A 14,197-nucleotide genomic window follows, 5' to 3' on the forward strand; every position below is an offset into this window, starting at 1 on the left:
ACATTAACCCAGAAATAAGGCAAAAAAAAGCCCGCTTAAGCGGGCAGTTTACTCAGGGTTTACCTTAAATAATTGGTTTCATTGCTGACATATAACCACGCAGTGTTTCGCCAATCACCTCTACTGGGTGTGTGCGAAGCGCTTTGTTTACTTCAATTAGACGTGCGTTCTCTACGCGGTTATCGGTTGGAGATAGCCCTTTACCGATTACGTCTGTGTTAACTGTGGTCATAAAGTCTTTCAATAGCGGCAAGCAAGCATGGTTATATAAGTAACAACCGTATTCTGCTGTGTCTGAAATGGTTGCATTCATTTCATAGAGCTTCTTACGTGCAATTGTATTGGCAATTAACGGCGTTTCATGCAGTGACTCATAGTATGCTGATTCGTCTTTAATGCCTGCAGCTGTCATGGTTTCAAATGCAAGTTCAACACCTGCTTTCACCATAGCAACCATTAGAATGCCTTTATCAAAGAACTCTTGCTCAGTGATTTCTTCACTGGTATTTGCTTGCTTTTCAAAGGCTGTTTCGCCAGTTTCTTTGCGCCAGCCTAGTAATTTAGCGTCGTCTTCAGCCCAGTCAGCCATCATGCCTGATGAAAATTCACCACTCATAATGTCGTCCATATGCTTGTTATAAAGCGGACGCATAATTACTTTTAGCTCTTCAGATAAGTCAAACGCTTTGATTTTTGCAGGGTTTGATAGGCGATCTAACATGTTAGTTACACCACCGTACTTGAGTGCTTCAGTGATCACTTCCCAGCCATATTGCAGTAACTTAGAAGCATATGCCGCATCAATACCTTGCTCAACCATTTTATCGAAACACAGTAGTGAACCTGTTTGCAGCATGCCACATAAAATAGTTTGCTCGCCCATAAGGTCTGATTTTACTTCTGCGACAAATGACGAAAGTAATACGCCTGCACGATGACCACCGGTACCCGCAGCATAAGCTTTAGCTTGTGCTAAACCTTTACCTTCTGGATCATTTTCAGGGTGCACTGCGATAAGCGTTGGTACACCAAAACCACGCTTATATTCTTCGCGTACTTCAGTACCTGGACACTTAGGTGCAACCATAATTACGGTAATGTCATCACGTACTTGCATGCCTTCTTCTACAATATTAAAGCCATGAGAGTAGGCAAGTGTTGCACCATGCTTCATTAGTGGCATTACCGTTTCTACTACGCTGGTATGTTGTTTGTCAGGCGTTAAGTTAAGTACTAAGTCAGCATCTGGGATAAGTTCTTCGTATGTGCCTACCACAAAACCGTTATCGGTAGCGTTAAGGTAAGATTGGCGTTTTTCAGCAATCGCTGATTCGCGTAATGCGTAAGATACATCAAGACCGGAGTCACGTAAGTTTAAGCCTTGGTTAAGTCCTTGTGCGCCACAGCCAACTACAACTAATTTTTTACCGACTAACGCATCTACACCATCGGCAAATTCAGATGGGTTCATAAACTCACATTGAGCAAGCTGCGCAAGCTGCTCGCGTAACGGTAAACTGTTAAAATAATTCGTTGCCATGTCTCATTCCTAAATAAAAAAATCGCTGCCTTTTGCAGCATTGATTTAACCATAAAAGAAATTTTTAATTGCGTAAAATGATATATTTGAATTATTGTATTGCAAAAAGTGAAATGTTGGGTTTGCAATGGATATCAAACGTCTGCAATTATTTTTGGTGCTGGCAGAGCAATTGCACTTTGCAAAAGCGAGTGAACTGGCGAATGTGAGCGCGCCAACGCTGAGCCGCAATATAAAGCAGCTAGAAGACGAAGTTGGGGCTATTCTTTTTAATCGCAATAAGCGCAGTGTGTCGTTAACTAAGCAAGGTGAAGCATTTGTGCGTTATGCCAGAGCCACTATTGGTGAATGGCAGATGTTTCGCGCATCGCTCAATGAAGCAGGGGAGGCGCTATCGGGGGAAGTGAAGTTATTTAGCTCTGTTACCGCAACCTATAGCTTTTTGTATGATTTACTTAAAAAAGTGAGATTGGCGCATCCACATATCGAAGTAAAATTGAATACCGGTGATCCGGCACTGGCAATTGAACGAGTCATGAAAGGCTTTGAGGATATGGCTATTGCGGCAAGACCTGATAAGCTGCACGATAGCCTTGCGTTTTTCTCACTCGGCTCCTCTCCCTTGGTGTTTATTGCACCGAATGATGATGGACCTTTAGGCACCATAATCAATGATGCGCTAAGCGACCGGGTTGATATACCTTGGCAAAAATTACCGTTTATCGTGCCAGACCAAGGGCTAAGTCGTAAGCGTTTAGCTGATTGGTGGCAGAAAAATGGCATTAACCCCTTAATTTACTCCAAAGTAGCAGGTAATGAAGCGGCCGTTTCTATGGTGAGTTTAGGTTTTGGTGTGGCACTTATTCCGAAAGTTGTTGTCGATAATAGTCCAATAAAAGATAAAGTTCAGATTTTGTCGATGCCCGATCCGGTACCTGCATTTGATGTTGGCTTGGTGACTAAAAAGGCGCACTTGCAGCAACCTATTATGAATGCAATTTGGCAGCTGCTTAAGTAACACTAAATAAAGACTAGTGATTTATTTTTAAACAAAACGCTTTTATCTCTAATGAAAATGGGTGAATATTTGTGTGTTTTTAGCCGAAGCATGTAAGTAATTGTAATTTTTGTTGCAGGATTTGTTCGGATTGGTAAAGTGCGCGTAATTTCTCGGAGAATTTTAAATATTGAAGCATATAGTTTGCATAATTATATTGTTTTTTAGTTGGGGAAGTTGTGCTCAGCAAAGCGAAAATGCAATTGAACTAAGTCAATTACGACTTGGCGTGGCATTAGGTTTTGGCACAATTACAAATCCACTCAATGGCGGTGATAACTTTCCGTTAATCGTGATCCCCGATATTGCATACTATGGTGAACGTGTTTACTTTGATAACGGTCAACTCGGTTTTACCTTATCTGAACACAACCGACATGTATTTAATGTTATCTCCGAGTTCAATCCAGAAAATCGCTTTTTTGTGACATGGCACCCTGCCAATGTATTTATTGCTCGAAACGCATTCACGGAGCCTGCAAATTCTGAACGGATCTCTATTTCAGAAATAAATAGCCCTAAGTGGGCATTAGATGGTGGTGTGAATTATCAGTATATTGCCGATACTTGGCGCTTTTCAGCCAGTGCATTTAACGATATTTCTAATGTGCACAAAGGTCAGCGCGTTGCATTAAGCTTAAGCAAAGGCTGGCAAACACAATCTGGATTATTGAGTGTGCGTTTGGGGCTTGATTATTTATCTCACAAACTCGCAGATTATTATTACGGTATTCAAGCCGACGATCAGGTTGGCATTACGTTTTTGCAAAATGCTGCCTGGTTGCCTCACGTAGAACTAAGTTGGCATAGGCAAATTAATCAACATTTTGGTTTGTTAGCAAAAGTAAAATACCACTATTATGGTTCGCTTAGTGATAGTCCTTTATTTTCGAGTAATCAAAGCGTGACGGTATTTACTGGGGTGACCCATGTTTTTTAGATACTGTCTGTTTTTAATATTGTGCGCATTTTACAGTGCGGGCGTTGCTGCACAGCAAAAAGCGCATTTTCAGTTAGCTCCAGCGGTGTGTATGGTGCAAAACAGTGATGATGTGTGTCAGGTTGATGTTAACTTTGAATGGCAAATTGCAAAGGCAGAGGATGTTTGCATTTTACGCGATCAAACACCCTTAAAATGTTGGCAAAATGCCACTGAAGGGCGTTTTAGTTATAAAGCTGACGTTCAGTTTGGCACAGTATACTCCTTGGTCAATCGGAAAACTGGCAAACAAATTGCCAGTGCGAAAATCAAAGTGCAAAGCAGCAATACCAAGTCGCAGCGTAGGCGATTACGCACCCCTTGGAGCTTTTTCTAGGAGATAAAGATGGCGCATATTTTATTAGTGGAAGACGATCTTGCCTTACAACAACTGACCAAAGATTATTTAGAACACAACGGTATGACGGTTGATGTGTTAAGTGATGGTTCTGAAGTGATGGCGGCACTTGAAGCTAATATGCCTGATTTAATGATTTTGGATGTAATGCTGCCAGGTAAAGACGGTTTTAGCGTGTGTCGTGAAGTACGCGATCGCTACCAGTTGCCCATTTTAATGTTGACCGCAAAAGGCGAAGATTTTGATCAGGTGATTGGTCTTGAGCTGGGCGCCGACGACTATGTTATTAAACCAGCTGAACCAAGAGTTTTATTAGCACGTATCTCTGCGCTTCTGCGTCGTGGAGCAGTAGAAAAAAGCAGTGAAGAACTGCGTTTTGGTACGCTTACTATTGATAAAAACAGCCGTATTGTTAAGTTGCTTGGTGAAGAAGTGAGCTTAACCTCGCACGAATTTGAATTATTGTGGTTACTGTCAAACAGCGCAGGCGAAGTACTTAGCCGTGACTTTGTGCACGAGAAAATGATCGGCCGTGAATACGATGGTCTAGACAGAACCGTAGATGTACGTGTGTCTCGACTACGTAAAAAACTTGGCGATAATAGTGACAAACCCTATCGCATTAAAACCGTTTGGGGACAAGGCTACTTGTTCGTATCAGATGCTTGGGGATAACCTCAAGCTGCAAGGAATTTAAATGGGCAAGTTATTTGTTAGCTTATACGCCTATATTATCATCTCTATTTTTGTTCTTAGCGGTGCGCTTGAGAAACTATGGCCAGAACCCAATGGCATAGATGCGCTACCGCTTGCTCCGCAAGTCACTGAATCTATATCTCAACTAGCAAAAACAGCTAATGGTATTACTAAACTCAAAGACATTTATCAAAACGAAGTGATTTCGTCTGATCTTGTTGCATTTTTGCCAGAACAAACAGCTGATTTAGAGCAAGGATTAGCAGTACCAGTATTTGACGGCCCGCAGCAAGTAATCTGGTACTTGCAGGTAAATGATAAAGAATTACTGAAAATTGGCCCGTATCGTTTTGATGCCAATAGTTACGATTCGGTATGGCCTTTTTTTATTATGTTGCTGGTTATTGGTTTACCCGTTGCGGCTTGGAGTTATTGGCTATGGCGTGATTTTAATCAGTTAGAAAAAGCATGTCACAGTATAAGCGCACCAGAAGATTTACAAATTAGCGGTGACGACAAGTCTGCCTTATTGCCAATAAAACAAACATTAATGGCGATGAAAGCGCGTATAAAACACTTATTGGATAGTCAGCGCGAACTGACCTCGTCTGTATCTCACGAATTTAGAACGCCATTAGCACGGCTAAAATTTGCGATTGCGATGTTGGAACAAACACAAAGCGACGATAAAAGTAAGCCGTACTTTGACGGTATGCAGTCCGACATTCAAGAGCTAGAGTCGCTAGTGAGTGAAATGCTGGAGTTTGCAAAATTAGAACGAGAAAAACCACAACTTAATATTGAGTTGTACGATGTAGTCGCGCAAACACAACACTTTGTGCAAAAGCTTGGCTTTAACCACTCAACTGCTATCAAAATTGAAGCAAATACTGCTATTCAATTAAACGCCGACCCACATTTCATTGGCCGCGCAATTCAGAACTTTATTGGTAATGCGCTGAAATACGCAGAGCAGCAAGTAATCGTTACGTTGACGCAAACCTCAAATACTATTTTTATTAAAGTGGCTGATGATGGTCCTGGCATTGAACAATCCGAGTGGGAAAACGTATTTAAACCATTTACCCGTTTAGATAAAAGCCGAAATAAAAAAATCAAAGGGTTTGGCTTAGGGTTAGCAATCGTGCAAAAAATCATAAACTGGCACGAAGGTGAATGTTACCTTGAAAGTGGCCCATTAAAAGGCGCATGTTTTGTAATTGCGTTACCAAACAAAGCTTAATTTGATCTCAGCTAAACTAATGCAGCATAAACCTGCTATGCTGAATTTTTGTAAACAAAACATTAAAATAAACTAAATGAGATTGATTCTCATTGGTTTTGAAGTTTATAATAGCGTTAGTTTATAAATCTTCATTAATAAAAATTTTACTCTATAGGTCATATAATGATTAATTTTCGTAAATCTGCGTTAGCATCAGCTGTGCTTGCTGTGTCTCTTGGCTTAACTGGCTGTGGTGGTAGCGATAGCAAAAAAGATACTGTAACTCCTGTAAACCAAGCTCCAACTGATATCCAAATCTCAGCATCTTCAATTGCTGAAGATACACTTGGCGCGGCTATTGGTGCACTAACTGCAACAGATGATGCAACATCAGGTCTAACCTTCACTGTATCAGACGAACGTTTTGAAATTATTGATGGCGAACTTAAAGTTAAAAATCATTTAGCGGTTAACTTTGAACAAGAAACAGAAATTACTGTAACTGTAACTGTAACTGATGCAGGCGGTTTAACTTTTACAAAAGACTTAACGCTTAACGTAGCTGATGTTAATGCGGTTGCCGGCGTAAATACCTATGAGTTTAATTCAAAACTAGGTGAGGGTTCTTCAGTTTCTTACACAGGTCAAACAGCGCGTCACGCACTTTCAGCAGAAATTAAGCACTACATGGGCTTAATGACAGTTGAATACATTGAAACTAATAACATTATGGCTGCTGATGTACGCGCTAACTTAAACGCTCTTTGGAGTGACTACGCGGCGATTGCAGATTCACCGATTTCGCACTTAGGCGATGACCTGTCTGCGTATAAACAAAAGTTTTTCTCAGATATTTCATCTTCTGATAAAAACCTAGGTGGTGAAAACGGTAAAATCGCAGGTCGTGACACATCAAAAATGTATAAAGATTGGCATGTTGCGGGCAACTTTAAAGGTTGGAACAACTTTGGCGAACAAGCGAGCACACCTGAAGGCTTAGTATTCCACTATTTTGACTTATTCATTGCTCAAATTGAAAAAGTGAACGCGGGTGAAGCGCTAGTAGATGCAAACGGTGTTGCTATTTCAAAAGCATATATCACACCAGAAGGCTTGGATTTAGTTCAACTGGTTCAAAAGCATACCTTAGGTGCGCTAATGTTCTCACAAGGCGCTGATGACTACCTTGGTGAAGGTCTTGAGACAGACAATAAAGTAGCGCAGAAAGAGTCAGCAAAATACACAGCTCTTGAGCACCAATTTGATGAAGGCTTTGGTTACTTCGGTGCGGCGCGTAACTATCTAGAATACTCTGACAGCGAAATTGCTAAAAAAGGCGGTCGCGAAGACTTCCAAGGTAAAAATGATATTAATGGTGATGGTGTAATCGACCTAGCGTCAGAGTTTGTGTGGGGCAACTCTTCAAACGCAGCAAAACGTGACCTTGGCGCAACAGTTACAACTGACTTAACAACGCAGGCAATGCTTCACTTTATTGCTGGTCGTAAAATGATTACCGATAACCATGGTTCGGACCTAAGCGAGTTCTCAGCTGACGATCAAGCAAAATTCCGCGAGCATGTTTTCCAAGCCGTAAATGCGTGGGAAAAAGCAATTGCTGCGACAGTTGTTCATTACATTAACGATGTAATTGCTGATATTGAGAATATTGAAGACGGCGAATACACATCAGCCGAATTCGCGGATTACGCTAAGCATTGGGGTGAAATGAAAGGTTTCGCACTGAACTTCCAATTCAACCCGTATTCACCGTTTGCAAATCATGAACTAAACCCGAAAAAAGATACGGTAGGTGAAGCAAAATTTGTGGAAATGCATGAGTTATTCGGCGACATGCCAGTACTTGCTGACGCAGATGCATTTGCACAGTACAAAGCACAATTAATTGCAGCGCGCGATATTTTAGATGATGCGTTTGATTTTGAAGACGCGAACTCAGAAAACTGGTAATTTAAAAAACGCTTTAAATTGATATAAAAGGTTAGTAATTTCGGTTACTAACCTTTTGCTGTATTTATAATTCGAGATTTTAGGATAATTTTATGTTGATATCCGCAAAACTTAAACCGATAGCATTGGCAACATCATTAGTATTGACGTTGGCAGCGTGTTCGGAAGATACCTCAAGTACACAGGGACCAAATTTTGGTGGCGGTACAAGCGAGCCAGGGAATGGTGGCGGCACAACGTTTGATGAAAAAGCGTTAGTGGCAAACTTAGTCGATAATGTGATCACGCCAACATTTACCTCGTTTAATCAACAAGCGAATGCAAACAAACAAAACATTGAAAGCTATTGTGCAGTTGAAAAAGCAGCCATGGCAGGCGATGCAACTGAACAGCAACGTTTAGCTGCATTAGCATCGGCGCAAACTAGCTGGCGCGATACAACGGCACTTTGGCAACATGCAGAGCTGATGCAAATGGGGCCGCTATTAGAAAATGAAGGCGAACTGCGTAACCTAATTTACTCTTGGCCTGCTAAAAGCTTATGTGGCGTAGACCAAGATACCGTGTATTTTGAAGACGGCGTAATTAATAAAAATGCATCGCGTCCTTACGATATTAAACAGCGTACCGCAACGCGTCGTGGTCTAGTAAGCCTTGAACATTTACTATTCACAGAACAGCTAAATCACAGCTGTTCGATTGCGAATGATGCACTTGCTGATTGGAATAACCGCAGTGATAGCGAACGTCGTATCGCGCGCTGTGAGTTCGCTGTTGAAGTTGCCAGCGATTTAGTTGATAACAGCCAAGTGTTACTTGATAAATGGAATGGTGACAATGGTTATGCAATGACGTTAAAAAATGCCGGTGAAGTTGGCAGTAGTTTTGATAGCGTGCATGCGGCGGTTAATGTAATTTCCGATGCACTTTTCTATCTTACTGAAGAACTAAAAGATCAAAAATTAGCATTACCGCTGGGTTACGAAAGTAACTCGTGTGGTTTAGAAGCGTGTCCTCAAGATGTTGAATCACCGATAGCGGCGCAATCGCTTGTTAATATCAAAGCAAACCTTGCTGCGTTTGAACAGCTCTTTACTGGCAATGGTATAGTGCAAGATAACACCACGGGTTTTGATGATTTTCTTGTAGAAGAAGAGGGCACAGACGTTAAAGACGCAATGTTAACTGGCCTTGAGCAATCAAATGCCGCGTTAGATGCGATTAATGGTTCGTTGCAACAAGCACTGATTGACGAAAAAGACAAAGTAGAAACGTCACACGCAAAAGTAAAAGATGTGACCGATCAGTTAAAACATGACTTTATTAACAAACTTGCGCTTGAATTACCTAAATCTTCAGCCGGCGATAATGATTAGAGCTTTATTATGAAAAAAACACTTTTAGCATTAGCAATTGCAAGCTGTGCAACGTCAGTTGTTGCAAAAGATAACAAAGCAAACGATATCGAGCACATCACCATTATTAGTCATGGTGACAAACTGCGCACAGAGTCAGGTTCAGCAACCCTTGTTTCAGAAGTTGAACTCGAAAAATATGAATACGATGATATTCACCGTATTTTAGCCAAAGTACCGGGCGTAAATATTCGTGAAGAAGACGGTTATGGCTTGCGTCCAAACATTGGCTTCCGTGGTGTTACACCCGAGCGTAGTAAAAAAGTAACTATTTTAGAAGACGGTGTGTTAATTGGTCCGGCGCCATACTCAGCGCCGGCGGCATACTATTTTCCAGTCACTACGCGTATGACCGCAGTAGAAGTGTTTAAAGGCCCTGCGGCAATTAAGCACGGCCCGCAAACGGTTGCAGGTACGCTTAATATGGTAACGCGCCAAGTGCCATTTGAAATGACCGGTGGTTTGGATTTAGCAACGGGCACTGATGGCTATCAAAAAGCTCACGGATATTTTGGTACTGAAGTAGCCAAAAATTTGGCAGTGCTAGTAGAAGGTGTTCGTTTACAAGCGGATGGTTTTAAAGAAATCGATAACGGTGGTGATTCAGGCTTTAAAAAGAATGATTTACTCATTAAAACCAAATATTTGTTAGACGGACAGGCGTTTGACCAAAGTTTTGAACTTAAGCTTTCCTATGCAGATGAAAACTCAGATGAAACTTACCTAGGGTTAACGGATGCGGACTTTAATGCAAATCCGTATCGTCGCTACGCGGCTTCCCAACCTGCGAATATGGACACTGAGCATACGCAAATTATGTTTACCCATAATCTATCTAACGATGCGTTCTCTGCCACAACGCGTATTTACCGTAATGATTACGAGCGTGCTTGGCGAAAATTAGGCGGCTTAACAAGTTCAAATGCAAGTTTGTCGGCAATTATGACAAACCCAGAATTACATGAACGAGAATATGCCGTTATAACCGGTGAGCAAAACTCGGTGCTAGATGGTGAAACATCAATGTTCTTAGTTATGGGTACCAATGACCGCGAATACTATTCACAGGGTATTCAAATTGATGCCGATTACGAATTTTCACTTGGTGGTTTAGACCATAAGCTAGCATTCGGCGTGCGTTATCATGAAGATGAAATTGAACGTAAGCACTTTAGTGAAAACTATCAGATGCTTGATGGTTACGCTGAAAAAACAGCTGCTGATAAAGTATTTACCACAACCAATATCGAAAATACTGAAGCGCTTTCAGTTTATATTGAAGACACGGTAAAACTTGGCAACTTAACGGTGTCTGCAGGTGTACGTGGCGAAGATATGGATATGTACTACACCGACCTTGTAGACAGAGACGATTGGCAACGTAAATCGACTCAAATTTGGCTACCTGGCGCGAGCGGTTTTTATCAAGTGACAGAAAACGCAGGCGTATTATTTGGTGTGCATCAAGGTTTTGTGCCAAGCAGTCCGCAACAGGCATTTGATGTTAAAGTTGAGAAAAGCATTAACTATGAGTTTGGTGGCCGTTTTAACGATGGCGCAACTAATATCGAACTAGTTAGCTTTTTTAATGATTACAGCAACTTAAAAGAAAGCTGCTCACAATCAAGCTGTGGTAATCAAGGCGACCTTGACCGCGAGTTTAACGGTGGCGAAGTGAATGTGTATGGCTTGGAAGCGCAATTACGCCAAAGCTATCCAATCAGTACACAATTTGATATGCCATATAGCTTCACTTACACCTATACCAAATCTGAATTTTTAGAAAGCTTTGAATCAGATTTTGAACAGTGGGGTGATATTTCGGATGGCGACTCAGTACAGTATTTACCTGAACATCAATTGAACTTTGAAATCGGTTTAGCGGCGAATAATTGGGAAACCAATTTAATCGTTAAATACGTAAGCGAAATGGATGAAGCCGCAGGTGATAATGTTACGTTATCGGGCTTTAAAACCGAGTCGAGCGTTATCGTAGATGTATCCGCATCGTATGATCTTGGTCAATATGGCCGCATTTACGGTAAGGTTGATAACCTAACTGATGAAGCGTACATTATTAGTCGCCGCCCGTATGGTGCAAGACCAAATAAGCCAAGACAGTTTGTAATTGGTTACAAATACCAGTTTTAAGCTTTGGCATTGCGAATAAGGGGCTATCGGCCCCTTTTTTGTAGGAACTGCTGTGTTAGAGATATTTTCAACAAGTTTAAGCGAACTACCGCGTTATTTTAGCGATGCGAATAAACGTATTTTTTACCTTTATTTGTTAAGTGCGGTGGCGTTAGCGCTGCCGGTGTATTTTGCTGCAACAAAACAGCGTACAACGTTAGGCTTTTTTAAATTCTTATTCCCAAAATCAGTTTGGTTAGCAAAAAGTGCCAAGCAAGATTATGCCTTGTGGGTAGTTAATAAATTGATTAAAGCCTTAATGTTTGGCCCTATTGTATTAACAATGGCGCCGATAGCAATTGCGCTAAGCGACGCTTTAGAGTGGCTGTTCGGTCGCACAGAGCCGTTGGCATTGGCCAAGTGGCAAGTAATCACTATTTTCACTTTTCTACTCTTTATTATTGATGACTTAACGCGTTTCTTACTGCATTACGCTCTGCATAAAATACCGTTTTTATGGGAATTTCATAAAGTACATCACAGCGCAAAAGTACTTACGCCATTTACTATTTATCGTTCTCACCCTGTGGAGAGTTATTTATACGCTTGCCGTATGGCAATCGTACAAGGAACCGCAGTGGGTATAGGCTACTATTTATTTGCCGATGCAATTAGTATGTTTGATGTGTTAGGTGCCAATGTGTTTGTGTTTTTGTTTAACGTTTTTGGCGCAAATTTACGCCACTCACATATTTGGTTGTCGTGGGGCGATAAGCTGGAAGGGATTTTTATTAGCCCTGCACAACATCAAATCCACCACAGTGATAACCCCAAACACTTTGATACTAATTTGGGGTCGGCACTGGCTATTTGGGACCGTATGACAGGTACCTTAATTAAAGCATCAGAAGTTGGCAAGATTTCCATTGGTGTAGGGCAGTATGATTGCGGCCATGATTCGTTATTTGCGATTTATAGTAAACCGTTTTTGGAGTCCGCAAAATCGCTAAAAATAAGCGCGAAAAAAGGTATAAATAAAATAGCGCCGAATAAAAGCAAGGTCACCAATGACAAAAAACCGAGCATTTAAGGCTCGGTTTTTTATAACGTGTGGACGAAATTTAGTTTTTATTCGGAATATTACCGAGTACTTCAACAAGTAAGTTGAAAAACGGCTCAACGGTATCGATTTTCACTTTTTCATCTGGCGAATGTGGAAAACGAATCGTCGGTCCAAACGACACCATATCCCAATGTGGGTAAGCATCCTTAAACAAGCCACATTCAAGCCCTGCATGGATCACCATAATTTTAGGTAATGTGCCAAACATACCTTGATAGGTTTCACGTAAAATATCTTTAATCTCAGAATCGTCTTTTGGCTCCCAGCCAGGGTACGCACCTGTGAAAGTAACGCTCGCACCTGCAACGGCAAATGTTGATGCAATCATATTTTGCGTATTAGTGCGGGCAGAATCGATTAATGAGCGAACCAAACACTTTACGCTAACAGCGTTTTCGTTTGTTAAAACAACACCTAAATTGGTCGATGTTTCAACGATGCCGTCGATGGTGTCACTCATGCGAATAACGCCGTTCACACAACCATTTATGCTATTGATTACCGCTGACTGCGATACGTTAGCAAGTTGTTTTTCGGGTAATGGTGCATCAGCAACCGATAGAAAAATATTTGGCTCAACTTTACTTAGTTCCGCTAAAAACAGTGAATTGATATCTTTAAGGGCATTAACTAGCGTGTCTTTATCTTGGCCATCAATTACTAGCGTTACTTCTGCTTCACGTGGAATTGCGTTTCTCAGTGATCCGCCTTGTAAGTTGGCAATGGCAAAGTCGATATCTAATAAACTTAATGCACGGACCAACAGTTTATTTGCGTTTGCGCGACCTAAGTGAATATCAACACCCGAATGGCCACCTTTTAAACCGTTGAGCGATACGTTAACAGCTGATTTAGTTGTACCTGTCGCTTCCCATTCGATTGGCAGCTCAATGTTTACATCAATACCGCCTGCGCAGCCCATGTAAACCTCGCCTTCATCTTCTGAGTCAGTGTTCAGTAAAATATCGCCTTCTAACCAACCTGCTTCAAGGCCGAAAGCACCTGTCATGCCAGCTTCTTCGTCTATGGTAACGAGTACTTCAAGTGGACCATGCTGAATATCTTTACTGGCTAAAACAGCAAGGCTTGCCGAAAGGCCAATGCCGTTATCTGCACCTAATGTTGTGCCATTTGCTGTTACCCATTCACCATCTACATAAGCTTCAATTGGATCGTTGATAAAGTCGTGCTCTTTGTCATTGTTTTTTTGCGGCACCATGTCCATATGCGCTTGTAAAATCACACCTTTGCGATTTTCCATACCGATTGTTGCAGGTTTTTTAATAATTAAGTTGCCTACTTTGTCTTCTTTAACATCAAGACCAAGCTCGGCAGCGAATTGTTGGATCCACGCAGAAATTTTCTGCTCGTGTTTACTCGGGTGTGGAATGCTGCAGATTTTTTCGAAAATTTGCCATAATGGTTGCGGCGATAATTGAGAAAGTTGAGTCACAGGGTGTTCCTTGAATATTAATTAAGTAATGGCATTAACACTTTTTCGAGGCCATTACGTTTCACTTCATAAATTAACGCAAGTTGCTGTCCAAGTTTTCCCTCAGGGAAGCCTTTTTGTTTAAACCAAACAAGGTAGGGCTCTGGTAATTTTAAGAGCGGACAGCCAGCATATTTACCAAACGGCATAGGCTGATTGATTGCTTCCAATAAAGCGTGTTTATCTGCGAGCATAAATAAAGTGAGGTTGT

General features: G+C 41.3%; 12 protein-coding genes. 9 read left to right on the plus strand and 3 right to left on the minus strand.

Translation table 11 applies throughout. The features are described 5' to 3' along the window. Positions 1 to 64: 64 nt before the first annotated feature. Positions 65 to 1,540: a ketol-acid reductoisomerase gene (ilvC, locus tag ACXAFE_RS04920; protein WP_475149427.1), complete on the minus strand. Its 1,476-nt coding sequence runs from the start codon at positions 1,538 to 1,540 to the stop codon at positions 65 to 67. A gap of 127 nt (positions 1,541 to 1,667) precedes the next feature. Here ilvC and ilvY point away from each other — a divergent pair, with 127 nt between their 5' ends. The 9 genes from ilvY (at position 1,668) to ACXAFE_RS04965 (ending at position 12,461) form a co-directional block, all read left to right on the plus strand. Further along, the gene (ilvY, locus tag ACXAFE_RS04925) at positions 1,668 to 2,558 is read left to right on the plus strand and encodes an HTH-type transcriptional activator IlvY (protein ID WP_054978373.1); all 891 of its coding nucleotides are present in this window, start codon (positions 1,668 to 1,670) and stop codon (positions 2,556 to 2,558) included. A 196-nt stretch (positions 2,559 to 2,754) separates the two neighbouring features. Continuing rightward, on the plus strand, positions 2,755 to 3,537 hold the full coding sequence (locus ACXAFE_RS04930) for a MipA/OmpV family protein (RefSeq protein WP_475149431.1): 783 nt from the start codon (positions 2,755 to 2,757) through the stop codon (positions 3,535 to 3,537). Continuing rightward, positions 3,527 to 3,913, plus strand: a complete 387-nt coding sequence (locus ACXAFE_RS04935; protein ID WP_475149433.1) for a DUF3019 domain-containing protein — start codon at positions 3,527 to 3,529, stop codon at positions 3,911 to 3,913. The genes ACXAFE_RS04930 and ACXAFE_RS04935 overlap by 11 nt, the downstream gene beginning before the upstream one ends. A 9-nt stretch (positions 3,914 to 3,922) precedes the next feature. Continuing rightward, positions 3,923 to 4,609 (plus strand): response regulator, encoded by a 687-nt coding sequence (locus ACXAFE_RS04940; RefSeq protein WP_054978376.1) that lies wholly within the window; start codon positions 3,923 to 3,925, stop codon positions 4,607 to 4,609. Positions 4,610 to 4,631: 22 nt separating this feature from the next. Continuing rightward, complete coding sequence (locus tag ACXAFE_RS04945; protein ID WP_475149437.1) at positions 4,632 to 5,873, plus strand: ATP-binding protein; 1,242 nt, start codon at positions 4,632 to 4,634, stop codon at positions 5,871 to 5,873. A 165-nt stretch (positions 5,874 to 6,038) separates the two neighbouring features. Then, positions 6,039 to 7,826, plus strand: a complete 1,788-nt coding sequence (locus ACXAFE_RS04950) for a DUF4856 domain-containing protein (RefSeq protein WP_475149441.1) — start codon at positions 6,039 to 6,041, stop codon at positions 7,824 to 7,826. Positions 7,827 to 7,918: 92 nt separating this feature from the next. Continuing rightward, a complete protein-coding gene (locus ACXAFE_RS04955) occupies positions 7,919 to 9,202 on the plus strand; it encodes an imelysin family protein (protein WP_475149444.1) in 1,284 nt (427 codons plus the stop codon). A 9-nt stretch (positions 9,203 to 9,211) separates the two neighbouring features. Further along, positions 9,212 to 11,392, plus strand: a complete 2,181-nt coding sequence (locus ACXAFE_RS04960) for a TonB-dependent receptor family protein (RefSeq protein ID WP_475149447.1) — start codon at positions 9,212 to 9,214, stop codon at positions 11,390 to 11,392. Between the two features lie 52 nt (positions 11,393 to 11,444). Then, positions 11,445 to 12,461 (plus strand): sterol desaturase family protein, encoded by a 1,017-nt coding sequence (locus ACXAFE_RS04965; RefSeq protein WP_475149450.1) that lies wholly within the window; start codon positions 11,445 to 11,447, stop codon positions 12,459 to 12,461. 31 nt (positions 12,462 to 12,492) lie between these two features. Here the strand turns inward: ACXAFE_RS04965 and ACXAFE_RS04970 are convergent, their stop codons facing one another. Together ACXAFE_RS04970 and ACXAFE_RS04975 are read right to left on the minus strand one after the other, a co-directional pair. After that, on the minus strand, positions 12,493 to 13,947 hold the full coding sequence (locus ACXAFE_RS04970; protein ID WP_475149452.1) for an aminoacyl-histidine dipeptidase: 1,455 nt from the start codon (positions 13,945 to 13,947) through the stop codon (positions 12,493 to 12,495). A 17-nt stretch (positions 13,948 to 13,964) separates the two neighbouring features. Beyond that, complete coding sequence (locus ACXAFE_RS04975; protein ID WP_010560496.1) at positions 13,965 to 14,180, minus strand: DUF3820 family protein; 216 nt, start codon at positions 14,178 to 14,180, stop codon at positions 13,965 to 13,967. Between the last annotated feature and the right edge of the window lie 17 nt (positions 14,181 to 14,197).

The sequence above is a fragment of the Pseudoalteromonas sp. ABV4_021 genome, assembly GCF_056159365.1.